Here is a 23816-nt window from a genome sequence, read left to right on the forward strand (position 1 = left end):
TTAAATACGAATTCCTTTTGGCTTACGTTGATCAAACGTATAAATTTCCGTAAATCCGCACTGTTTCGCCATTTCAGTCGCTTCTTTCATATGTGCTCCTACCGTTTCAGCAAAGTGTGAATCCGATCCAATCGTTAAAATTTCTCCGCCTAAATCGCGGTACAGCCCAACAACTTCGAGTGCCGGCAGCGCTTCGCCCAGCTTCCCTCTTATACCTGAAGTGTTAATTTCAATTCCGATATTGCGATCAATTGCTTTTTTCAAAATATCTGCAAGAATATCTTTGAATTCATGAAAGTCGTAAATACCATATTGCTCAAACGCATAGCGCTTCATTAAATCTAAATGAGCCAATACATCAATATCTGCGTCGCTTACTAGCTTATACATTTCGTTAAAATAAGCGCGGTAAATCGCTTCTTTATCGTTGAGTTCTAAATGTTTACGAAGCTTGATGTTATTAATGTTATGCACCGAACCTAAAATAAAATCAAAGTTCTCTTGCTTCATTGTTTTTTGATATTTTTCTTTTAAATAGTGCGGCTCACAAATTTCAATTCCTTTTTTAATCACTAGCTGATCTTGAAACTGATCTCTGCATTCCGCTAGTTCTCGTTCATATTTATCAAAATCCATATGACCGTACGTTGGCGCTAATGGATTTAATGAAAAGTGCTCGGTAAAACAAATTTCGTTTATGCCGTTTTTTACAGCTTGCTCGCACACTTCTTTCATGACTGCCTGTGAGTCAAATGAATTATTTGTGTGATGATGGTAGTCTACTAGATACATAATTAGTCACCTCTAGGTTTATTATACATCTCTCCTGCACTTACTGCACATAGAGACCCTTTTCCCCTCTATCACGCCTTTTTGGTTCATAAAAAGAATTCCCACTAAAAAAAGGCGTTTTTCCTCTTTCAGTAACCCTTCTTTTCTTATAAACTAACTTATTATAGCAGATGTTCTGACATACAACTTGACATATAACTTTTACACAAAAGAAAGGAAATAAGAAATGGAATTCGAAAAAAGTCTTTCTCAAAGCAAAAGCCCCTTTCTGTCTTACTTAAGCTCTTATACGAAAAAGATGAAAGGAGAATTAAAAGAAGAACCGAAAATCAATTATAGAGATGCAGTCGTTTCTTCTATTGGAGGCTTAATTGCGATTATCATCAGCAGCGCGATTGCACTAGCGCTTGGTTATCCAATGGCACTCGCTCCAATTGGCGCAACCTGCGTGCTTGTCTTCGCTGCTCATAAAGGGCCTTTATCACAGCCGCGCCACGTGCTTGGAGGGCACTTACTAGCAACGGTTTCTGCACTTATTATTTGGAGTTTATTTCACCGAAGCCTTATCACGATTGCGATTGTGCTGGCTTTTGTTCTTATTTTAATGATTCTTACCAAAACCGTTCATCCTCCTGCTGCAGCTAGCGCGATTGTGGCAATTAATACTCAAGCAGGATGGGGATATTTAGGTATTATTATGATTTGTGCGTGTGTAGTTGTACTAATTTCTACCGTGTATAATAATTTATTTCAAGATCGGCAGTATCCCAGGTATTGGGTTTGATATTGGGACTCATACATAAAAAAGACGTCTTCTCATGGAAGACGTCTTTTTTATTTGTTATTTCCTACTACGTTTTTCGCTTTTTCAGGGTCTATTTATCAGCTTTTACTTTACTTCCGTTGAACTAATAAGCTGATAAACTCCCAAACTTCCATCAGATAACTCTTTTACTTTATGAACACTGTTGAATTTTTTATATTTAACAGAGCTGTCTCCGTACGAAATATCATACTCTTCTGTTGTATATACTTTATACATAGAGTCATCGAGTTTTGTTACTCTATTTACGTTAAAACTTAATAAATCTTCTGTTATGCCTTTTTTGATTAGGTAAGCGGTATAATCTTTTTGTTCCTTATATTTTGGTCCGTTAGTATCGATATAAGGCTCTGCAATAGAAAAGTCTCCACTGTTAATTGAGGAAATTGTAGCGTACATATATTGTTCGATAAAACTAGAAACTTCACTAGTAGATACTCCAGAATTGACTTCCGAACCTTTGTCCGTCGTCTCTTGATTCTTAGAAGGAGCCGATGCTTTTGCCGTAGCTTCTGTCGTATTTTCTTCATCAAAATTAAGCGCAACATCTTCCATACCTTTTTTAATTGATACTTCTTCCGTTTTCTTTTCTCCACGTTTTGCATATAGTTTTATAGAACCATCCATTGGCAGTGGACCTAAATAATCAATATCGCTAATTTCTGTTTTTGTGTCTTTACCATTAACGAACAGCGTCGCGTCATCATAATCTGAAGAGATGTATACTGCATGATCTGACCAATCAAACTCTACATTTACATCTTCTCCATTGGCGGCTTCAATCTCTTGTTCGTTTTCAACTTTTCCATAATCATTTTGCACTTCACCTTTTAATGTATGTGTACCAGGTAAAAATGGTCCAATCTTTTTAGAAGAGTCACTGCTTACCGTTCCAGCTTTTTGACCGTCAATATATACTACTGTCGCATCTTCTGTAGACTGAGCCTTTGCATATACAGGGTTTATTTGCACCGTGTAATGATCAAAGATTCCCCACTTCTTTCCGTCTTGTTCTAACTTAGCGTATGAAGAGTGATCTTCGCTTGGAACTCCTGCTTCAAGCGCTCTGCTATCTGCCGCTAACCCTTCAGAGATTGATTTCATTACATCGGGATTTTCATGCAGATATGTAATAAATGATTTTGTTTGCTCATCGTTGGCTTCTAATTGAATTTGACCATCATTTACATATTTTTTTACTTTATCAACATCATTGCCCTTTACTGAAGCAATAAATTTTTCTGACACGGCTTTAGGTGCCATCATTGTTTTATCTATTCCGTAATAAGCGCCGCCAAGTATAGCAGCTGCTGCTATAACTGAAATGGCTATAACCTTTGTTTTTTTATTTGAAGGCTTTACTGATTCGCGTCTCTCCTCTGCTGAAGATGACTCAGGTTCTACGTAACGCTGTGATGCCGCTACTTCAATAGAAGCCGCTTTCCTTTCGACGGGATGTCCACACTCTGGACAAAATTGATGCTCATTTGTTAACTGATGGCCACACTCTTTACAATATCCCAACTTACACACTCCTTTTTATAGTGTTATGAAAAAGCATCGCTGTGCACGATGCTTTCTGTCGACTTAAAATAAATCATTTAATTCACTGCTGTTTCCCATTCTTGTAATAATGGTTTTGGCTTCTTCTCCTAAACCATTCGCAATGAACGTCAGTACAATCGTAATGACTACATATACAATAAGAGTGCTATAGATACGATCAAGCCCATTTGTTCCGCTTTGCTTAAAGCTAGCAATCGTAAATGGAACCACAAGGAAAATACTCAGCAAACCGAAATTCATAAAATAAGAGAAGTATTCAACATGGAGAAATGCAAGCACAAGCCCAATTAAAAGAAGAGCTGTTGGAATAATTAAAAACGTGCCAAAGCGTGAGAAAAATTCTTTAAAAGAAACGTCTACCTTTCCAAACTTTGCTGCAACATATGTTGCTCCAATAATAACCGCAAGTCCAATAAAAATAAAAATCCCTTGTTTAAAGACAAAATCGGTAAAATTGAAGTGAATGATGCTGTTTATATCTGTGGCTTTTATCAAATCAGCGCCTGTATTAAAATCCTCCATGTCAGATGGAGCCAGCTCTTCACTGATAATAGGAAGCTTGAACATGCTTCGAACAAATTGAATCAACAATAGCTTCCAGCCTATATACAGCATAATAGGTATACTAAGAACATAAAGAATGACTGTGATAAGAGCATTAACAAATTGGCTTTCGCCTGCTGCTTGTGCTGTAGCTGTTGGATTTTTAATTCCTTCTGCAAAATAACTAAAAAATGATTTTGACACTTTTTTCGCCTGACAAACACGCTGATTAGGCTGTTGAGGCGCATACGCTGGTTGCGGCTGAGGCTGATATTCAGATGCTGCTGCCGCCTGGCTTACAGCTGCCTCTTCTTGCAATTTATGACCGCACTTCACGCAAAACTTTCCGCCCTCATTAAAATGGCCGCAATTTGAACAATTCAAATACTCCTTCCCCCTTCAATAAATTGTTTAAAATATAGTCATATAGGTTTATTTTGTTGAAATCTATATAATTCTATATTCATACCTTTTAGCATTATACACCATTTTTGGTATTTTAGGAGAAATGTTTTCAACGGATCAACTAAAAAAATTACTACCTAAACTCCCTAGCAGAATTCTTTCTTTTACTTCTGAGTCCATGGACATTATATAAATCTTCCTTCTATAATTTTGTTTCACCAATAAAACTATTTTATGCCTTAAGCATCTTGTTTTAATTTTCAGAATTGTTTATACTCGAAACATCTTTGTTTTTCTAGAAAAACAAAGGAGGTGAATTTGCAGCACGGTCTATACATACTCAAGGGGGATTTTTTATGTTGAAATTAATTGGGGTTTTGCTAGTAGCAGTAGGTTTTTTATTTCGTTTAAATACACTGCTTGTTGTGACCGTCGCAGGCATCGTAACGGGCCTTGTATCAGGTTTATCATTGCATGAAGTAATCACGATGTTTGGACAGTTTTTTGTGGATAACCGCTATATGTCTATGGCTATTTTACTTACTCTTCCTATATTCGGCGTGTTAGAAAAATACGGGTTAAAGGAACAAGCGGAAGTATTAATCAAAAAAGCCAAAAACGCTTCTTCTGGAAATGTTTTACTTATATATCTTTTTATCCGTGAAATCTCAGCCGCAGTCGGCTTAAATATTGGCGGACATGCTCAATCTGTGCGTCCGTTAGTAGCACCTATGTCTGAAGGCGCTGCTCGTGCCAAATACGGAGAGCTTCCGCCTAAAGTAAAAGAAGATATTCGCGCTCACGCAGCCGCTGCTGAAAATACGGGCTGGTTTTTCGGTGAAGATATCTTTATCGCAACGGGTGGAATTCTTTTAATGAAAGGATTCTTTGACTCTGTAGGCATTCACGTTGACGTGTGGGATATGGCGCTTTGGGGTATTCCAACAGCCATCTCAGCGCTGCTGATCAGTGCCATTCGTTTCCGTCAGTTAGACCGAAGAATTCACAAAAAAATGACGAAGCACAAACCAACATCATCTTCCAAGACGGAGGCGAGTTAAATGAAAAGCATCCTGACGCTTGATACGATTTACTACTTACTCGGTATTATTGTCGCTTTTATCGCGATTCGAATCGCACGCGACCGCAACCATCCTAACCGTTTAGGGTCTTCTCTATTCTGGGCACTGTTTTCTATTACGTTTTTATTTGGCAACGTCATTCCGCCTTTTTATATAGGGTGCTTGGTCATTATCATGGTGCTGCTTGCTTCCTTTAACCGCGTGACTAAGTCCAATGAAGCGGAAACACCTGCTGAAGAACGCGTGGCTCACGCACAAAGATTAAAAAACAAAATTTTTTTACCGGCTTTATTTATTCCTATTTTTACGATTATTGGTACCCTTCTTTTGGGCAAAATTAAGTTTGGAAACTGGGCGCTAATTGATCCAGAAAAAGTTACGTTAATTTCACTGGCAATCGCAGCTGTTATTGCGTTTGTAGCTTCAATGGGCGTCACAAAAGCAAAAATGGATGTGCCTGTTAAAGAAGGAAGCCGCTTACTTCAAGCAGTTGGTTGGGCTGTTATTTTGCCGCAAATGCTCGCAGCGCTTGGCGGCATCTTTTCAAAATCAGGCGTTGGAACAGTCGTTTCGGATATTGTAAGTGATATACTGCCAACTAACTACGCGTTTGTGGCTGTCCTTGCTTACTGCTTGGGAATGCTGCTATTTACGATTGTCATGGGAAATGCGTTTGCCGCGTTTGCCGTTATTACGGGAGGGATTGGTCTTCCGCTGATTGTACATATGCACGGAGGAAATCCAGCGATTATGGCAGCGCTCGGCATGTTTGCTGGGTACTGCGGCACGCTTCTTACGCCAATGGCAGCCAACTTTAACATCGTACCTGCCATGCTGCTTGAATTAAAAGACAAAAATGCCGTGATTAAAGCTCAAGTGCCGATTGCTTTATCCGTTTTTGTTGTGAATACGCTATTAATGTACTACCTTGTATACCATTTTTAAAGGAGATTGATAGAATGACAACTGTATTACTAACCGGCTTTGAACCATTCGAAGGTGAAAGTATTAATCCGTCCTTAGAAGCTGTAAAAGCTTTAGACGGTGTAGCTGTTGAAGACTATCACATTATCGCTAAGCCTCTTCCTACTGTGTTTGGTGAATCAATCGCAAAGCTTCATACGTATATAGAAGAAATCAGCCCTTCCATCGTCATTTGCGTTGGACAAGCAGGCGGCCGAGAAGGAATTACCGTAGAACGCGTTGCGATTAACGTAGACGACGCGCGAATCCCTGACAACATCGGCCAGCAGCCTATTGATCGCGCTATTATTGAAAATGGTCCTGCCGCATACTTTTCGACGCTGCCCATCAAAGCAGCTGTCGAAAACCTGCGCCAAGCAGGCATTCCAAGCAGCGTCTCACAAACCGCTGGAACGTTTGTCTGTAACCACGTGTTTTACGGGCTCATGAACATGATTCAAAACTGTTGTATTAAAGGGGGATTTGTGCATATTCCTTATCTTCCTGAACAAGCCGTGAATCATCCGGGAAAAGCGAGTATGTCGTTGGATTTGATTGTGCAGGGACTGCTTGGTGTGGTGAAGACTACGATTTTGATTGAAGAAGATATTGTAGTTTCGGGTGGGGCTACGCATTAAAAATATCTTTATAGAAACGGACCTTATTCTATTGGAAAAGGTTCGTTTTTTTATTTCTTGGGATATTAGCTTCCATTATTTTAGACGCTTAAATGTATAGGAGTAGCTTTTGAAAACCTTTATCTTTCAAGTGTATTTCCTTCTTCTTAGACTGTAATATCTCAGTAGTTTAGTAATTAATTTTCACTTTCGCACTCACTAGGTATTAAGACTCTTTTAATTACATAAAATGTTTATTTTTTATAAAAAGTAATATTTATATACCGATATTAAGGTGAATGGGGCGATGAACTTTATGAGAATTATGAACAATGTTGCAGCGTTAAATATATACAATAAACTCAATCAACAAACAAAAGCAAATCAAACTTCTATGGAGAAGCTTTCATCTGGTTTGCGTATCAACAAAGCTGCTGATGATGCTGCCGGTCTATCTATTTCAGAAAAAATGCGGAGCCAAATTCGTGGCTTAAACCAAGCTGATCGAAATATTTTAGATGGGGTTTCATTAATTCAAACAGCTGAAAGCGGCCTTAGCCAGATTGCTGACCCAAATCTTCTTAGACTTCGTGAGTTAGCTGTTCAAGCTTCAAACGCTACATACACACATACACAGCTGAAGACAGACAAGCTATTCAAAATGAAGTTTCACAGTTGATTAGCGGAATTGATGAAATTGCAACCAACACGGAATTTAATACACAGAAAGTATTGTGTCCCCCTGTAATTTCTACCCCAGGAACTCCGAGCAGCGGAAAAGCTGATATTGTCTTCGTCGTAGACAATACGGCTAGTATGGCGGGCATTCAAACGACGATTGCTAATAATTTCAGCGACTTAGTCACTAGTATTAGCGGGCGAGGCGTTTCAGATATTAGAATGGGGATTGTGGAGTATACGGATGACGAGTTTTTACTCAGTGATTTTAACGGCAGTAAATGGTCTTCTAAACAAGAAGAAATTTCAAATGAAATTTTACGCTTAGCTTCTACTAATAGAGGAGGAACTGAAAATGCTATGCCCCCTCTTAACACGGCTGCTAACAATTATGATTTTAGAGATAACGAAAACGGAGCTCAAACGAAACATGTTGTTTTTGTTACAAATGAAACTGCTGATGACTCTGCATTTCTGTCCTCTACATTAGCTAATCTGCAAGGAAAAGGAATTCACGTACACGGTGTGTATCAAAAATATTCAGGTACCGCTCCTTTAGATGCTGTTGTCCAAAGTACTGATGGAAAATTTGTAGACCTTTCTTCACCAACTTGGGGAACAGAAATTAGTACCGTTATTGGAGATACAATTGGTGAATCAGCAGGCTCCATTATAGAAGATGATAATATGCCTACACTTTCATTTCAAGTTGGCGCAAACGCTAAAGACCTATTCAAAGTAGACTTGACAGATGCAAGGACTAAAACCTTTGGAATTCAAGAACTCAATGTCCTATCTACCGCAGAAGCCCAAACAACAATCGGTTCAATCGACCAGGCTATGCAGACCATTTCAACTGCTAGGTCCAAGTTTGGTGCCTATCAAAATGCACTCGAACATATCACGACAAATGTCAATAACTATTCTGTAAACTTAACTAATTCGGAATCGCGCATTCGAGATGCCGATATGGCAAAAGAGCTAATGGAACAAACAAAAACCGCCATCTTAACGCAAAGTTCACAGGCTATGCTGGCTCAATCGTTGAAGCTGCCCAAGGGGTTTTGGATTTGTTGAAATAACTTAATCAAAAGAAATTTTATCCTTAACTTAGTTGTATGCACAGCTATATAGCTGTGCATACAACTAAGTTATCTTAATAAATACAAGAGGTCGAAAATCAGCTTGGACCAATTTTCAATATTATATATTCTATGTTTATCCAATGGTATAATGGAAACAGACCTATAGTAGCCTAGGCTACCGAATTCCTAAACCGGCTGAGAAACACATGAGTAAAACAGCTTAAGACTTAACTTTTTATGTTCAAATTATTGACTCAAACCCGACTAAAACATAAGTTAAACTCTTTATTTTAAATCGATGCAGCTCCGTTAAGATTATTTTTTGAAGATTCTATGGTTTTATTATTTCAGTGAGTAACCTTATTGCACTTTCTACCTCTGAATTCATTTCTACATCTTCACTAAATTTTAATACATTTTGATAATGTTGTAATGACTTTTCAACATTCCCTTTAAGTTCGTACAGATATCCTAAGTTAAAGTTTATGTGAGGATTATTTTTGTCTTCGTTTATTCCCATTAAAAAATAATTTTCTGCTTCCTGTATTTTTTTTACACTAAGTGATATTATACCTAGTATAGAAAAAATTTCTGCATCAAAACCATACTTTCTTGTATATTCATTTATTAATTTTTTCGCTTCACTTATGTTATTAACCTCAACTAACTCTTCTATTTTAAACCTTAAAAAAGTTTTTGATAAATTTTCCTCTTGATATTCTTTAGCTAATATATCTAGAACATTAGCTAATTTTTTAGTTAAGCATTTGCGCTCATAAACTTTTATTTCTTCTAATGGAGTTGATACTCTTATATTAGAGCTGCTCCACTGCAGATATAATTCATATAAATATTTTTCGATTGCTTCTGTATCATCAAAATCACAGTTGATTCCGCACTCTAAATCCCTTATTAAATTATCTACTACTCCTCCATTAGGTGATAAAGCAATGATAGGTTTCCTCAACCTCAAATATTCAAACAACTTAGCAGGATAAACTGCTTTATTTTTTCTACCAGGCCCCACAATTAATAATAATGCATCTGCTCTATTAGCCATTTCTAAACTTTCTTTGTGTTCTAAATATCCTACTGTTTCTAATATATCCTTCAACTCCAGCTTATGAGCGACTTCTATCCAACTTTTATCATTTTCAGACCAAGAAAATACTAGTTTAATCTTTTCTTTTTCTAACAAACCTTTTGAAATCAATCTATGAACAGCTTGCAAAAAAGTTACTGGAGTTCTTATTAAATAAAACAGCCCATTATGGACTACAGTGAACCTTTCATTGTGCGTTAAATTACTATTCAAAGAGTTAAAATCCTCTTCATCATATCCATTGGTAATTATATGAACTTTTTCTTCAGGTAATCTAAAGAAATCTATATAATTCTGCCTTGTAACTGGTGTAGTAGTTAAAACTTTATCTGCTGTTCTTAAAAGTCGCTCTTCAATTAATACTGTTATTTGATAAAAAATATTATCTTTTTTATCACTTATATTATAAGGATTATTACTCCACTCATCACGCAAATCCATTATCCAAGGTTTACACCATCTCATCTTTAGATAATAACCTATAATATGATCTGAGAAAGGACCCGAAGTAGAATAAATCATTTCAACACTACCGCTGTCTAGTACTGTACTTATGTGTTCTAACACATTATTAGCCCAAAATAAATAATAATCTGGTAATATCAAATCTCTAATCTGGTTTTTATTTTCTTTTATTAAATTGAAATATTTTTTCAATTTAATTTTATCATCAACAATACCATCTAAAAGTGTTAAATTTTCTTTTAAGTTACTAAGACTCAGTTCAGAAGGTTCATCTACTCTGATTACTTTAATATCTTTAGGTATTTCCTTTAATAAGCTATAATCTTGGAGGGGATATCCTGTTTTTCCGACAGTTAGTACAACAGGTTCCCAACCAAATTCCCTTAAGTATTTTACAAACTTTAATGTTCTTTGAACACCTGAACCCCCAACAGGAGGAAATATATGAGAAATAATTAACACTCTTTTTCTTTTCATAATTTCCCTCCATATTTTATGTTTAAATTAGAAAATCTATATTTTCGACTAATTATTTCTCTAATTTCATTTAAACCTTCTAAGTTTTGCAGTAGCTCATATATTTTATAGATTTTACGATATACTCTATATTGACTATTGAATTGAAGTAAACGTTTGTATTGAACTAGCGCTTCTTCTAAACAATTGTCTTTAAAATAGAGGTCACCTAAAAATTCAGTTACCTCAGCATTTTGTTCATCTTTTTGTAGAACCTTGAAAGCCAACTCCATCGCCTGATTTATATATCCATATTCAGAAAGGATTTTTGCAATAACTAATTGTCCCTTAAGACTACATGATGAAAAATATCTAGATAATAAGTAAAAAATCTCAAATTGTTCTAAAACTATTAATTTTTCAATTAAATCAATAATTATCTTTTCTTTGTAAAGATTAAATTCTACATTTTTATATTCCCTAGGTTCTACCATTTTATATACAGAATTAACTTCTTCATATTCCAATTTAGATTCAATTACACTATTTTTTAATAAACTATCATCTTTTAATATCATTGATAATAAAACCAAATCTATTATATTTTCTTTACACACTTTTTTATTTTCTTTCCATATTTCAACGGAATATTCATATTTTCTAGCGTATTCGTAGCTAATAGACTGAATTCTATCATCAAGTTGGATGTTATATTTTTCTAAATATTTTTGTAACAAAGGACTTCTTGATTGATATAACAGTTTTATAATAAAAATTAAATCTTCTTGATTATTTATCACATACAATTGATTAAAGCTCTGAAATACCTCATCTAATTCAATCTTGGCTGTTACCATCAACTTAATATAAGATGTTATTGCCTTATCAAAATGTTTTTTTAACTTTATTGAATAAAACAAAGCTTCTAGAGCTTTTAACTTATTCCCTAAATATATTTCAACTTCGCTAAGATAAAAATAAGCCCAAAAGCTTCCAACCCCTTCTGTAGTAGAGGAATGGCTCATCTCACCTAATGAAATGCACTTATCAAAAGCATGTTTCGCTTCTTCGTAGTACCCATATTCTAAAAATACCCTCCCGTGTACAAAGTGTAAATCAGTATATGTTGGAAAGGTGTTAATCGCATCTTCTAATACAGTTAAAGCATCCTCATAACGCTCTTGTTGCCTTAAACAATCTGCAATATGAAACAGCAATTCATTTAAATAATTCATATTTTTGCTATGAGTATACGCTTTCTTAAAATAAGTAATAGCCTGTGGTATATTGTTTATTTGCTTGTATTGCTTTGCTAAATTAAAATAGTCGTATCCAGAGGGATTTTCCTCGAGTGCCTTCAGCAACAAATTTAAGTTTCGATTTTTTTTATCCTTTTCTTTAATTACATCTTCTCTATAACCTATATGACCTATTTGTGCCTTTGAATAGCTCCAATCATATTCTCGGGTATTATTTTGTATATTTAAATGTTCATGAATCCTCCCGAAATATTCCAGACCTATATTGTTCTTAAATAGGCGTACAGCCTCATGATATCTCACAAATCCACTCTCAGAGTAATTTTTTATTCGACAAATATAATAATCTTTTAAAAGATTTAAATCTTTTAAAATTTGCTTCGTATCTTCAATATATTCATCTGCATCTAAAACTAATATGTAATCAGAAGTTGCATAATTTATCGAAATATTCCTCGCTTCAGAGAAATTATTATTCCATTTTGTATTATAAACTTTTGCTTTATACTTATTAGCAATATTTATTGTTAAATCAGTTGAGCCCGTATCTACAATTATTATCTCATTAATAATTTCCTGGATACTCGACAAACATTTTTCAAGATATTTTTCTTCATTTTTAACAATCATACATAAAGTGATCGACGGATTTGTCATAAATTTCTCCTATTAATGTGTCTTTAAAAGAAAAAGACTCTGAATTTAAGAGTCTTTTCTAAAGATTAACGTAATAATTGAAGTACGCCTTGGGGCTGTTGATTAGCTTGCGCCAACATAGCTTGAGAAGCTTGTGAAAGGATTGAATTCTTTGTTTGCTCCATCATCTCTTTTGCCATGTCAACATCTCGGATTCTTGATTCAGACGCTGTTAAATTTTCTGATGCTGTCGATAAATTGTTAATAGTATGTTCTAAACGATTTTGTGTTGCTCCTAAGCCTGATCTCTGTGAAGATACCGCATTAATTGCGCTATCTATCAAAGCAACTGCACTATCAAATGAAAAGCCAGAGCTAACATCAATAGAACTCACTCCTAAAGCGCTAGCACTCATATCCGAAATGTTAAGGTCAATATTCTGATCAGCATTTGCACCAATTTGTAGTTTAATTCCTGTAGTTGCAAAATCTCCATTTAATAAATTTTTCCCATTAAATTGAGTTCTATCAGAGATACCTTTACTCGTGCCTTCACCTCCAATTTCCTCAATTAACGCTTTCATTTCGTCCTGAATAGCAGATAGGTCTTCAGATTGATTAGTTCCATTTCCTGCTTGAACCGTAAGTTCTCGCATTCGTTGCAGAATATCATTTGTCTCATTTAATGCTCCTTCTGCAGTCTGAATTAGTGAAATTCCATCTTGAGAATTACGAGCAGCTTCATCTAGTCCTCGAATCTGTCCACGCATTTTTTCAGAGATAGCTAAACCAGCTGCATCGTCTGCTGCGCTGTTTATACGTTGACCCGAAGACAATTTCTCCATTGATTTTGATTGTGCATTGTTCGCATTGTTAAACTGACGATACGTATTTAACGCCGCAATATTGTGATTAATTCTCATTTTCCTTTACCTCCATATAATTGGTTTTACTTCTTGATTACATCCTTGTATTCAAGAAGCCTCTCACTTAATAATTAATTAAGCAAGGAATAACAGTAATCAAACATAGACAATAGGGTATATGCTCATACTATATATCGACGTGGAGGTAAAGTTGTTTATACTCTCTGCACATTTTCTTTTAGAATTTTATTGATAGTGTCGCTAGAACTATTCTCTATTTACTTACCATTTAAGAAACACTTTACTTATCCAGCCTTCAAAAACCCCTTATATTCCTGTATAATGCTTATAATCACTAAAACATGAAGCTCTACCAATACACAATCTCCAACACATTTTACAACTCATAACTTCACACTAACAAACGAAATAACAAAAGGATTTGAATACCAGCATCAAGAAACTGAAGATATTGTATATTTACTGCCGACAAAAGAAATAACCCCTGTAGTAAGTCCTCTTTCATTTGGCATTGACTTAAGTCAATGTAATAGAAAAGTTCATAATACCGCGTTAAAATATTTTCCAAATCGGTTAAATGGAGGAAAACAGCCGATTTCTTTTGGTTATTCATTTAAGTTTCAAACAGAAAAAATTAAGTGAATTTTTACATGCGTTAAATAAGTAAATAGTAAAAAAGATAGGATAGACATCTATCCTGTCTTTTTAATCTATCTAACTATAAAACTAGTATGTTTTTTACAGATATAAATTACTCAACACCTATGATTTAAGAACCAACTCATGATGTTCAAAAAGGCGCTACCTCTAGAAAAACATCTCGCTTTGTCTTTCGCTGTCTGACAAGCCATCAAGCTTCGAATGAACATAATCATATAAATCATTCAATTTATTATTTCTAGTATTCATACGTTGCAGTGATATAAAGGCAATTGTCTTTATCCATTCTCCCGCTGCTTAAATCAGGTTCTAACATCTGTGTTAGCATGTCAATATCGCGGACAAGATTGTGCAAACCTTGTTTTTCTTCTACTAGAGTATGGATCAGGTTTAAAATAATATGAGGAATATTTTTGTTAAAAACAATAGACAAGACTCCACGTTCCTAAAATCACTTCTTTTAACTATCAATCCCTACTTCCTGACTTTATTAAAGTTACTTATACAATTGTTTTTCTAACATATTATCGAAATTTGTCGAATCTTTTTTAGGGTAATTCAACCTAGTTTTATGGTAAAATCTAAAAAAGATATTCGTTATATAGTATCATTTTAGTTATTTCGTTCTTTAAAAGAAACGAAGAGTAGTGAACTTAACTTGTTCAGTTAAAGGCAAACCAGTCGAAAGGCTGGGACGCAAAACTTCAGGTCTAAGGTCTTTAGGACTAGGATAGCTGGGTTTCCTGATATATCAGGGGGCAAAGGAAAACATGAACAATCAGCGTGTCGTTACTGGAAGTATTGGAGCTTCGTATATGAGGCCGCGCATCGTGGCATTCATTCCGGCGCACAATGAAGAAAAATCAATTCGCGACTGCTTGGCAGGATTAGGCGATCAGCTTCTTCCAAATAATGTGGAGCTTGATGTATTTGTGATTGCAGATAACTGTACGGACCGCACGAAAGAAAAAGCGGAGCTGGCCGGAGATGAATTTGATTTAAATGTAAAAGTACTGGTCACTGAAGGCAATAAACAACGAAAAGTCGGCGCGTTAAATACGGCTTGGAAAAAGATATATGGAGATACACTGGATTTATACAATACGACGCTGACGAAATATCAGCAGCTGTATAAAGAGTCGATTAAAGCGATTTTAGGGATGGATGCAGACAGCCGCTTGGCTCCGAAAGCACTCATTAATTTATGGGAAGATTTGATGACGTCGCGAAACATCGGCGGCGTGATGGCAAAGTATACGATGAGAATGCCTAAAAAGAAAAGCTCGCTTTCAAAAGATGATGTGCACTATGAGGAAAAGCTTGCAAGCGGCGAGTACGGCGGACCGATAGCCCGGTGGTGGACGCATCAGCAAAAGCAGGATATGGCAAGCTGGCTGTTGGATCTTCAGTATCACGGTGGAAGCACATATGTACTTGGCGGTCAGGCTACTTTGTTTCGTCCTGAAGCGCTTCAAAATATAGTAGAAGAAAATAAGCAATAAGCTTGACGGTCCTTGGCAAAATGACAGCGACGTTGAAGATATGCTGCTGACGTGGCAGCTGCAAAAATCCAACTGGAAAACGTTAATCAGTCCAGGCGCTCGTTGCTTCGTGGACTCGATGAGAAGCTATCACACGTACCGTGAACAGCGTAATAAATGGAAGTCTGGAACCGTGGATTTACTGACAAACGGAAACTTGGACGTCAGAACCAAGCATAAAGGAAAGCTATGGCGTTCACAGATCAAAACGCTGTGTGATTTACTTATTCGCCTGCTGTTTATTTTATTGTTATCGGCTGCGCTTGCAACTGATCAATTTTACTGGTCGTGGCTTTGGATCATTCCAATTGCGTTAGCTTCTGTTTTAAATATTATGCTCGCTGTGAAAACGCCGATGCACAGGCCGATTGATGTGATACTGGCAGGTCTTTTGATTAGTCCGGAAATTTATTTATGGGTGAACTTGATTACCTTTAGTCAAGTCTGGCTAGAGAGGCTTGCCGCTAATAAAAAAGACGGATGGGCGAATCAATATAACGCCGAAAACGGGAAAACGCGCAGTAAATTAGGGCAAGGGATTTTAACGGGCTTTGCCTTTACAGGAATGATTGTTGTCCTATGCATTTATTTCCGTGACTACTTAACGAGCCCTTCTGTTCAGCAAGCTATTTATCCGTACTTAATGAACGGCTGGATCTTGCTGACGTATTTGACCATCTATCAGTCTCTTTATATGTTTTACCAAATTTGGACTCTTCGAAAACCTATTCAAGCGTAAAAAAAGTGATGTCTCTGTTGAGACATCACTTTTTTATAGAAATCGTTTCTTTAAATATTTTGCGATTTTTTGAGGCGCAGCTGGCTGACTAACAATATAGCCTTGAATAAAGGAACATTCATGCTTTTGTAAAAAGGCGAGCTGCTCTTTTGTTTCAACGCCTTCTGCAATTACTTTCATGTTAAGAGCATGAGCTAAATACAAAATGCTTTTTGTAATCGCCTGCTGCTTTCCTTTATCGGTCGCATGTTGAATAAACGTTTTATCGATTTTTAACGTGTTAAATTCGAAGTCTTTTAAATGTGATAGCGAAGAAAAGCCGGTGCCAAAATCATCTAAAGCAAACGTTACGCCGATTTTCTTTAATTCGTCCATGACTTTTTTTACGTGTTCTTCATACTGAATAATGGAGCTTTCCGTCACTTCAAATTCAATGAATGAAGGGTCGATGTTGTAACGGGCTAACGTTTGTTGCACGTGCTCTACAAATCCTCTTTTCAGCAAATGTTTAGACGAGACGTTAATCGAAACGGGCACGGTTTGTAATCCTTGATTTTTCCACTGCTGCAGCTGCTTGCACACATGATCAATTACCCAGTCGCCGAGTTCGATAATTAAATGAGTTTCTTCTGCTAATGGAATAAAGTCTTCTGGTGATACGCGCCCCCATTCCGGGTGATTCCAGCGAATTAGCGCTTCGATACTATCAATCTCTCTGCTGTTTGTATGAACCTTTGGCTGATATTCAATAAAAAACTCATCTTGCAGAAGTGCGTTGCGCAGTCCTTTTTCCAGATGATAGCTTTTATACGTCTCGCTGTCCATTAACGGAGAATACAGCTGCCAGTCGCTTCGCCCAATTTCTTTTGCACGGCGCATAGCAAGGTTGGCATTTGTCAATAAGGTTTTCACATCTTCACCGTCATGCGGGTAAATGCTGATTCCTATAGTGGCTGTGACGTAGAGAGAAAAGTCGTCAATGGTAATTTCTTTTTCGATTTCTTGAAAAAGAGCTGCGGCTAGCTTTTGACATTCATTTATATGTGCAAGAGATAAAAAACAAATCGCGAGCTCGTCTTCTCCTACTCTAGCTAGCATCACATCTGGCGTCACAAACTTTTTTAACCGATTAGCGATACGCTGCAGCAGGCGATCACCTACGTCGTGTCCTAATGTATCATTAATATGTTTGAAGCGATTCAGTCCTAGATAAAAGACCGCTAATGAATCTCTTTCTTTTTTCATTTGCCGAATGAATTTTTTTAATTTCTTTTCAAACTTTCTTCGATTCGGCAAATTTGTCACATGATCATGAGTCGCGAGATATTCAACTTGGTCCACGTACTTTTTTTCTGCGGTGATATCTTCAACAATGCCGTCTATGCGCACTAGCTTGCCGTTCTCATCAAGTGTTGGAATGCATCGATCTTTTACCCACTTCATTTCTCCGGTTTTTGTATAAATCCGATACTGCTGGCGAATTGTTTTTCCTTTTTGTAGCTGATGCTGCGCTTTTTCCACAGCTGGTTTATCGTCAGGGTGAACAAAGCTTTCCCACAGATCTCTATCTTCTAAAAATTTAATTGCATCTTCTCCGTAAATGTTGCTAACACCGTTTGAACATACAATCATTTTATTGCGCTGCACATCAACGGACCATATTCCGGCATCCAAATTGTTATAAATCGTTTGAAACTGCTGTTCTTTTTGCTTTAATTCATTCGTAATCACTTTCGATTCGGTAATATCATGAACAACGCCGATCAGCTGTATGACGTTTCCTTGCTCATCTGCTACTGCGTCCGCTTGTTCAAACACCGTACGTTCTTCACCGTTTGGCCGCATTAGCGCGTATTCAATTTTATAGCTTTCCCCCGTTGAAAGTGCCTCTGTAACTGCTTTTTTTAACCTTTTTTGGTCACATTCTTTAATAAATTGAAGAACGTCTTTAAAAGAAGGAGTAAAGAGCTGGTTGGGGTTTAATCCGTAAATATTATACAGCTGAGGTGACCAATAGCTTTTATCTTCCGTCACGTCGTAATACCAGCTTCCTACATTCGCAAGCTTTTGCTCCATTTTCAAATGCGTTTCTAACTGAGAAATGTGATTGGAGCGCTCCTGCTCTTTTGAATCATCTCGGCATACGGCATAAACACCCACAACTTGCTCACTTACGATAATAGGAATGAGCGTAATATATAAATGAAGTTCTTTTTTTGTTTTATGATTGACTGTCGTTGAAAAATGAACTTTTTCCCCTTTTAAAGCACGTTGAAAAAGCTCTTGTGCCTGCTGTTGTTTCGACTTATGTATAAGAGCTGTCAGCTGCTGGCTTTTTTGTTTGTGTTCGTTTCCTGTTAGCCTGAAGGCTGCCTCGTTGCTAAACATGATATCCCCTTCACAGTTGATAAAAAAAATACCTTCACTGTATTCTTTTAAAAGCTGTGTGTTCAAACGATCAAGATGTTTCATGATCATGATCGACTGCTCCTTCTCCGTATTTTTATCTGGCAAGGTCTCATGCTGCCTCCTTTTATCTATTTCTTCTATACTAGTAGAATAAGTTACATTTGACATATATTTTACCCTACTTTCCCCAAATGAGGAACATCTCAGGTAAAGATAGCCGAAAAGGTTTTTAAAGTCTTTTAAATTTGGTAAAATAAAACATATAAAGGAGGGATAGCGTGAATCAAAGTGTTAAAAAACATGATCTATTTTCTAGGGGTTCCTTTCAAACCGCTGCTTTTTTACTTCTTTTCTCGCCTCTTTTTACTCGCTTGTTTCAGCAAAACGTCTGGACGTATATAACAGTCGCTTCTATCATTGTTCTTTTTAATTTTATCACCGAGTGTATTTTAGTAAAAAGAATCAGCGCCGCTCCGAAAAACTACATTGCTTTTTTCCAAACGATTTGTCTGCCTGTGAACGTACTTCTTCTATGTTTCTTTTATTATGTTACGTAAAAAAGCATCTATCGATTTGATAGATGCTTTTTGATATTATGACTTTTTCAAAAGGCTCGATACATGCTTAGCTACAATCGCTCCTTGACCGGCTGAAGAGCTGATACTAGAAAACAAGGGAGTCGTGCAGGCGTCTCCAATGGCATAAATAGATGGATTGCTGCTTTGATGCACTTCATTAATGACGATGAGCCCGCTTTGTGTAGTGGTGACTTTTTCTTTAATAAGTTCAACATTGGGCGCTACGCCTAGTCTGATTAGCACTGCGTCTACCAATAAATTCTTGGACTCACCGTTTTTACTTTTTAAATCAATTGATGTGACGCGATGCTTTCCGTGTATAGCGGTCACTTCGGTGTCTGTCATCACTTTAACACCGGGGTCGGAAAGAACTTTTTCAACGTATTGCTCTCTTGCTTTAAAATGCGTAGAACGATGAATCAAATATACTTGTTTTGCTTTTGATGCTAAAAGATGTGCTCCTTCAAACGCCCGGTCTCCTCCGCCAATGAGAGCAACCCTTTTACCTGTTAACCGTTCTCCGTCTGCTGAAGCAGAGTACACTTCTCCTCGGTCAATCATTTGCTGTTCACCCGGCACTCCGAGCTTTCGCTGGCTAGAGCCCGTTGCTAAAATAAGATACGTATAACCAATTTCTTTTTCTGTTTCTTGCTGCTTTACTTTTACTGTTTTAAAACGTTCGTCAATGGAAATTACTTTTGTATTCGCTTCATATAAGCAGTCCATATCGATAAAATGCTGAACCATTTTACGCTGCATTTCAATTCCATTTTCCGCTTGTATTCCGGGATAATCAATAATCTCATTGTAAATCGTAAACAGCTGTCCGCCTAACTGTGCCTGCTCTTCAAGAAGCAAGCACTCAACGCCTAGCCTTTTACACCACACGGCAGCAGAGATGCCAGCGGGCCCTCCGCCAATAATCAGTACGTCAACATGTTGCATACAGCTCACCTCGCTTCTGCTTCTCAGCTTATATGGCTTTTTGTTTCTTTACATTTGTCGCTGTAAAAGAGATAAAAATTCTCCGCGAACCTCTGGTTTTTCCATAAACGTTCCCCGAACGGATGAAGTGGCTGTAGAAGCTGAAGATTTTTTAATTCCTCTTCCGCACATGCACATATGCTTCGCTTCAATAATTACCATAACTCCTTTTGGCTCTAACACTTCTTCAATTGCATCTGCAATTTCATTTGTTAGACGTTCTTGAACTTGAAATCTCTTTGCGTATCCTTCTACCGTACGAGCGATTTTAGATAAACCTGTGATTTTTTTATCCGGTATATACCCAACGTGGGCAACGCCAAAGAACGGCGCAAAGTGATGTTCACACATTGAGTGAAATTCAATATCTCGTATTAACACTAATTCATTGTGATTCACGTCAAATGTTTTTTCCAAATGGGCTTTCGGATCTTCTCGGTAGCCTTCCGTGTATTCCAAAAATGCCTTTAACACGCGGTACGGCGTCTCTTCAAGACCGTCTCTTTCCGGATTATCTCCGCATAAATCAATCAGTTCTTTCACCGCATTCATAAATATGTCAGCTTGACCTATTTTTTTATCTATTTCAGTTGAATTCGTGCCTACTGTTTCTAAAAATTTTTGAGCAATTAAATTTTGTGTGCTAAGTGCCATCCTTTTATGTCCTCTTCCCTTTTCTTAGTAAGTTTATTTTTAAATGATGGTTTTGCTTCAGCTATTTAAAAACGCTGCTTCAAAATCTTTTGCAGCAAGAGGCTTGCTAAACAAGTACCCCTGCATATGATCACAGCCATTTTCCATTAAAAACGCTTTTTGATATTCTTCTTCCACACCTTCTGCGATTACTTCAAGCTTTAAGCTTTGAGATAAGCTGATAATCGCCTGCGCAATTTCGCTGTTGCTGTAATCTTCTTGAATATCCTGGATAAAAGACCGGTCGATTTTCAAACAATCGATTGGTAATTTTTTTAAATAGCTCAACGAAGAATATCCGGTTCCAAAATCATCGATAGAAATTGATATACCATATTTCTTTAACAGATGTAAAGCTTTAATCGTTTCTTCCGCGTTCATCAGCAATGTACTTTCCGTAATTTCCATTTCAAACCATGCGGGATCAAATCTATGAAGCGAAAGAAATTGCTGTATTTCATTAACTAACACAATCGGATCTTGAAACTGCCGCGGAGAAAAGTTAACCGCTAGCGTCATTTTTTCGTTTCGATCCTTGTTCCATTTGCTGACTTGAGAACAAGCTTTTTTCGTGACAACTTCCCATAGAGACTGAATCAAACCAGTTTCTTCTGCTATAGGGATAAACGCTTCTGGAGAAACAAATCCAAGCTCTGCATCATTCCAGCGAACTAATGCTTCTACGCCCGTGATTACATTGCGCTTTGCTTCTATTTTCGGCTGATAGTAAACGTCAATGTCACCTTTTTGAATTGCTTTTCGCAAGCGCGTTTCGATGTGAACTTTTTCAGCTTGTTTTTGATTTAACGAATCATGATAAATACTTACTTTACTGCCGCCCTGTCTTTTTGAAGCATACATGGCGACATCTGCATACGTAATAAGCGTGTCCAAATTCGTAGAGTGCTCCGGATAAAAGCTTAACCCGCTGCTGATACTGACGAAAACTTCATCATTGTCAATGTAGCAGGGCTGTTGAACATATGCAATGATCTTCTCGGTGATACCTTTAACTTCTTCCGGTGTAAAATCACTGAATAAAATGACAAACTCGTCTCCTCCTTGCCTTGTAAGAAAGCTGTTAGCAGGAGGCAGACATTCTTTAATACGGTTGGCTATCAGCTGTATAAGCTGATCTCCTTTTGAATGCCCTAGCGTATCATTAATATCTTTAAACCGGTCTATATCCATAAATAACACGGCTACGTGACGAATGGATTTTTCCTTCGACTCAACTAAGCGCCTGTTTAATTCTTCTTTAAAATATCTTCTGTTCGGCAATCCTGTCAAAAAGTCGTGGTACGCATGGTACTCACTTTCTTCCTGACTTTTCTTTAAATCGGCCACATATGTTTTTAAAAAATGAGAAAGGTGGTTGATATTTGCTACAAGTCCTCCCAGCTCATCTTTTCTTCTTACATTCAGCACCTTGCCAAAATTGCCTTTGGCGATTTGATTTACGTGCTCCATAATATGTTTAATCGGCCGCGTAATGGATGTAGAGAAAACAAAGCTGATAATAAGGACAATAAAGATAAACGGAAGAGACAGCAGTAAATGTTTGATTAATTCTTGCTGCAGCTCTTTTTCAATAACTCCGTAGTCATACACTACGCCTATTACGTAAGCCGGAGTGTTTTTTTCTTTAATCGGTACCAATGTCTTTAATACTGTTTTATGGCTAATTTCAGCAGTATAGCTTTGTGATTTCCCCGTTTTTAATGCCTTTTGAATAGATTTTTTATCACGTTCGGTATTTCGATACGTGTACGTTCCGTACCAAATCGGCTGATCTTTTATTTTAATATATTTATTGCCGTTTAAATATACGTTTTGATTTCTTTTCCCGAAATTCTTTGGATTAAAAACGGTTAGTTCAAGAACGCCTTCAAGATTTTCCGTAAAACGGTCCATCACGTTCGTAGGACCAAACCTTTTTTCAAAATCGAGGACGTGCTGATCTCGAAAATAAGGATCAATAATGTAATTAGTAGACCCGTCGTAATAATAACCCCATTTGTCAATGTGATTAGGGTTGCTAGAAGCTACTTCAATCGGCCCGCTCCAATAGTGAGGTAAAGTCAATCCTTTTGTTGTGGTGACCGGCTGCTGAGAAAGCAGCTGCTGAAAAGATGTATACCAATAGCCCCACTCTTTTGTGGACATATTGATTTCCTTAGGATCAGAAGATTTCACGCCTATAATATCACCTTCTACAGGTGCTAATAGTGTAATATGAGATACCATCAGTTTTTTAGCCAATTGTTTTAACTGGTCATTGGTAACGTCTCGGTAATCAGCAGGCAAAGACTGTTGGATTGCAATTGAAGCCGTTCGTAATTCTTGTGCCATTCGATCTTCCATATAGGAAGCACTATTTTTAGAATTTTCGACTTCGTACGCAATTTCTTCTGTGACCAGCGTGATTTCTCTTTGGTTAAACTCTGTTAATCTATTTTTCGATCGAATGTAGTGCAAGGTGTTATTCGCTAGTAGAATACACAATACCAGCAAAGTAAAGAATACGGACAACTTTTTCTTTATCGACACTAGTGATGGCCTCCTGTTTAAAGAACTGATCCGACAGTTTTAAAACCTGCCTGCATGCTCTAGCTTTACATCGGATACTATTCTTCAATTTCCACAAAAAAAATGAACTCATACAAAAAACCAACCGCTTTGGTTGGTTAATTTTTAAATTTTTATATGTAAAATAATTGAATATAAAAACTTTTATTTACACAGATAGAATAATTTTATATCCCTCTAATATTCTATCTGTTTTTAAAAAAATATCAACATCTAAAATATGTCTTTTTCTTAAAATAGATCTTCTCTGAAAGGGCGAAAATG

Annotated in this window: 17 protein-coding genes, 1 pseudogene and 1 riboswitch; of the genes and pseudogenes, 8 read left to right on the top strand and 10 right to left on the bottom strand. The window is 36.8% G+C overall.

Features of this window, described 5'->3' with window-relative positions; genetic code table 11:
- Positions 1–792 carry a histidinol-phosphatase HisJ family protein gene (locus ACRPLQ_RS13875; protein WP_432236098.1) on the bottom strand — a complete coding sequence of 264 codons (792 nt, stop codon included), beginning with the start codon at positions 790–792 and terminating at the stop codon, positions 1–3.
- A gap of 226 nt (positions 793–1018) precedes the next feature.
- Between ACRPLQ_RS13875 and ACRPLQ_RS13880 the strand changes: the two genes are divergently transcribed.
- Complete coding sequence (locus ACRPLQ_RS13880; RefSeq protein WP_432236099.1) at positions 1019–1576, top strand: HPP family protein; 558 nt, start codon at positions 1019–1021, stop codon at positions 1574–1576.
- Positions 1577–1681: 105 nt separating this feature from the next.
- Here ACRPLQ_RS13880 and ACRPLQ_RS13885 read toward each other — a convergent pair whose 3' ends face one another.
- Positions 1682–3139 (bottom strand): zinc ribbon domain-containing protein, encoded by a 1458-nt coding sequence (locus ACRPLQ_RS13885; protein WP_432236100.1) that lies wholly within the window; start codon positions 3137–3139, stop codon positions 1682–1684.
- Between the two features lie 63 nt (positions 3140–3202).
- Positions 3203–4108, bottom strand: coding sequence for a zinc ribbon domain-containing protein (locus tag ACRPLQ_RS13890; RefSeq protein ID WP_432236101.1), 906 nt, complete (start codon positions 4106–4108; stop codon positions 3203–3205).
- 377 nt (positions 4109–4485) lie between these two features.
- On the opposite strand from ACRPLQ_RS13890, the gene ACRPLQ_RS13895 reads away from it, so the two are divergent.
- The 5 genes from ACRPLQ_RS13895 (at position 4486) to ACRPLQ_RS13915 (ending at position 8546) form a co-directional block, all read left to right on the top strand.
- The gene (locus ACRPLQ_RS13895) at positions 4486–5190 is read left to right on the top strand and encodes a DUF969 domain-containing protein (protein ID WP_098658531.1); all 705 of its coding nucleotides are present in this window, start codon (positions 4486–4488) and stop codon (positions 5188–5190) included.
- A complete protein-coding gene (locus ACRPLQ_RS13900; RefSeq protein WP_432236102.1) occupies positions 5191–6156 on the top strand; it encodes a DUF979 domain-containing protein in 966 nt (321 codons plus the stop codon).
- 14 nt (positions 6157–6170) lie between these two features.
- Positions 6171–6812, top strand: a complete 642-nt coding sequence (gene pcp / locus ACRPLQ_RS13905) for a pyroglutamyl-peptidase I (protein ID WP_432236103.1) — start codon at positions 6171–6173, stop codon at positions 6810–6812.
- Positions 6813–7098: 286 nt separating this feature from the next.
- Complete coding sequence (locus ACRPLQ_RS13910; RefSeq protein WP_432236104.1) at positions 7099–7470, top strand: hypothetical protein; 372 nt, start codon at positions 7099–7101, stop codon at positions 7468–7470.
- Positions 7467–8546 carry a flagellin gene (locus tag ACRPLQ_RS13915; protein ID WP_432236105.1) on the top strand — a complete coding sequence of 360 codons (1080 nt, stop codon included), beginning with the start codon at positions 7467–7469 and terminating at the stop codon, positions 8544–8546. The genes ACRPLQ_RS13910 and ACRPLQ_RS13915 overlap by 4 nt, the downstream gene beginning before the upstream one ends.
- A 339-nt stretch (positions 8547–8885) precedes the next feature.
- Here the strand turns inward: ACRPLQ_RS13915 and ACRPLQ_RS13920 are convergent, their stop codons facing one another.
- The 3 genes from ACRPLQ_RS13920 to ACRPLQ_RS13930 all read right to left on the bottom strand — a co-directional run bounded on the left by ACRPLQ_RS13920 (position 8886) and on the right by ACRPLQ_RS13930 (position 13395).
- Positions 8886–10598, bottom strand: coding sequence for a glycosyltransferase (locus ACRPLQ_RS13920; protein ID WP_432236106.1), 1713 nt, complete (start codon positions 10596–10598; stop codon positions 8886–8888).
- Entirely contained in the window at positions 10595–12493 is a 1899-nt protein-coding gene (locus ACRPLQ_RS13925) for a glycosyltransferase (protein ID WP_432236107.1), read from the bottom strand. Before ACRPLQ_RS13925 ends, ACRPLQ_RS13920 begins: the two co-directional genes overlap by 4 nt.
- Before the next feature lie 65 nt (positions 12494–12558).
- Complete coding sequence (locus ACRPLQ_RS13930; protein ID WP_432236108.1) at positions 12559–13395, bottom strand: flagellin; 837 nt, start codon at positions 13393–13395, stop codon at positions 12559–12561.
- A 1285-nt stretch (positions 13396–14680) separates the two neighbouring features.
- Positions 14681–14766, top strand: a riboswitch (cyclic di-GMP riboswitch).
- 23 nt (positions 14767–14789) lie between these two features.
- Between ACRPLQ_RS13930 and ACRPLQ_RS13935 the strand changes: the two are divergent.
- Positions 14790–16299: pseudogene (locus ACRPLQ_RS13935) on the top strand (glycosyltransferase family 2 protein).
- A 33-nt stretch (positions 16300–16332) separates the two neighbouring features.
- Here ACRPLQ_RS13935 and ACRPLQ_RS13940 read toward each other — a convergent pair.
- The gene (locus ACRPLQ_RS13940) at positions 16333–18777 is read right to left on the bottom strand and encodes a sensor domain-containing protein (RefSeq protein ID WP_432236109.1); all 2445 of its coding nucleotides are present in this window, start codon (positions 18775–18777) and stop codon (positions 16333–16335) included.
- A 209-nt stretch (positions 18778–18986) separates the two neighbouring features.
- On the opposite strand from ACRPLQ_RS13940, the gene ACRPLQ_RS13945 reads away from it, so the two are divergent.
- Positions 18987–19265, top strand: a complete 279-nt coding sequence (locus ACRPLQ_RS13945) for a hypothetical protein (RefSeq protein WP_049163216.1) — start codon at positions 18987–18989, stop codon at positions 19263–19265.
- A 36-nt stretch (positions 19266–19301) separates the two neighbouring features.
- Here ACRPLQ_RS13945 and ACRPLQ_RS13950 read toward each other — a convergent pair whose 3' ends face one another.
- The 3 genes from ACRPLQ_RS13950 to ACRPLQ_RS13960 are packed head-to-tail and all read right to left on the bottom strand — an operon-like array spanning position 19302 to position 23513.
- Positions 19302–20231 (bottom strand): NAD(P)/FAD-dependent oxidoreductase, encoded by a 930-nt coding sequence (locus tag ACRPLQ_RS13950; RefSeq protein ID WP_155017048.1) that lies wholly within the window; start codon positions 20229–20231, stop codon positions 19302–19304.
- 48 nt (positions 20232–20279) lie between these two features.
- The gene (folE, locus tag ACRPLQ_RS13955) at positions 20280–20924 is read right to left on the bottom strand and encodes a GTP cyclohydrolase I FolE (RefSeq protein WP_028414300.1); all 645 of its coding nucleotides are present in this window, start codon (positions 20922–20924) and stop codon (positions 20280–20282) included.
- Positions 20925–20981: 57 nt separating this feature from the next.
- Positions 20982–23513, bottom strand: coding sequence for an EAL domain-containing protein (locus ACRPLQ_RS13960; protein ID WP_432236110.1), 2532 nt, complete (start codon positions 23511–23513; stop codon positions 20982–20984).
- Between the last annotated feature and the right edge of the window lie 303 nt (positions 23514–23816).

The sequence above is a fragment of the Priestia sp. TRN 1309 genome (assembly GCF_050846875.1).
GTDB lineage: Bacteria > Bacillota > Bacilli > Bacillales > Bacillaceae_H > Priestia > Priestia zanthoxyli.

Bases quoted from the DNA above. Each gene is read 5' to 3' on its own strand.
- ACRPLQ_RS13875 (WP_432236098.1), bottom strand. From the start codon at position 792: ATGTATCTAGTAGACTACCATCATCACACAAATAATTCATTTGACTCA.
- ACRPLQ_RS13880 (WP_432236099.1), top strand. From the start codon at position 1,019: ATGGAATTCGAAAAAAGTCTTTCTCAAAGCAAAAGCCCCTTTCTGTCT.
- ACRPLQ_RS13895 (WP_098658531.1), top strand. From the start codon at position 4,486: ATGTTGAAATTAATTGGGGTTTTGCTAGTAGCAGTAGGTTTTTTATTT.
- ACRPLQ_RS13900 (WP_432236102.1), top strand. From the start codon at position 5,191: ATGAAAAGCATCCTGACGCTTGATACGATTTACTACTTACTCGGTATT.
- pcp (WP_432236103.1), top strand. From the start codon at position 6,171: ATGACAACTGTATTACTAACCGGCTTTGAACCATTCGAAGGTGAAAGT.
- ACRPLQ_RS13910 (WP_432236104.1), top strand. From the start codon at position 7,099: ATGAACTTTATGAGAATTATGAACAATGTTGCAGCGTTAAATATATAC.
- ACRPLQ_RS13920 (WP_432236106.1), bottom strand. From the start codon at position 10,598: ATGAAAAGAAAAAGAGTGTTAATTATTTCTCATATATTTCCTCCTGTT.
- ACRPLQ_RS13925 (WP_432236107.1), bottom strand. From the start codon at position 12,493: ATGACAAATCCGTCGATCACTTTATGTATGATTGTTAAAAATGAAGAA.
- ACRPLQ_RS13930 (WP_432236108.1), bottom strand. From the start codon at position 13,395: ATGAGAATTAATCACAATATTGCGGCGTTAAATACGTATCGTCAGTTT.
- ACRPLQ_RS13940 (WP_432236109.1), bottom strand. From the start codon at position 18,777: ATGATCATGAAACATCTTGATCGTTTGAACACACAGCTTTTAAAAGAA.
- ACRPLQ_RS13950 (WP_155017048.1), bottom strand. From the start codon at position 20,231: ATGCAACATGTTGACGTACTGATTATTGGCGGAGGGCCCGCTGGCATC.
- folE (WP_028414300.1), bottom strand. From the start codon at position 20,924: ATGGCACTTAGCACACAAAATTTAATTGCTCAAAAATTTTTAGAAACA.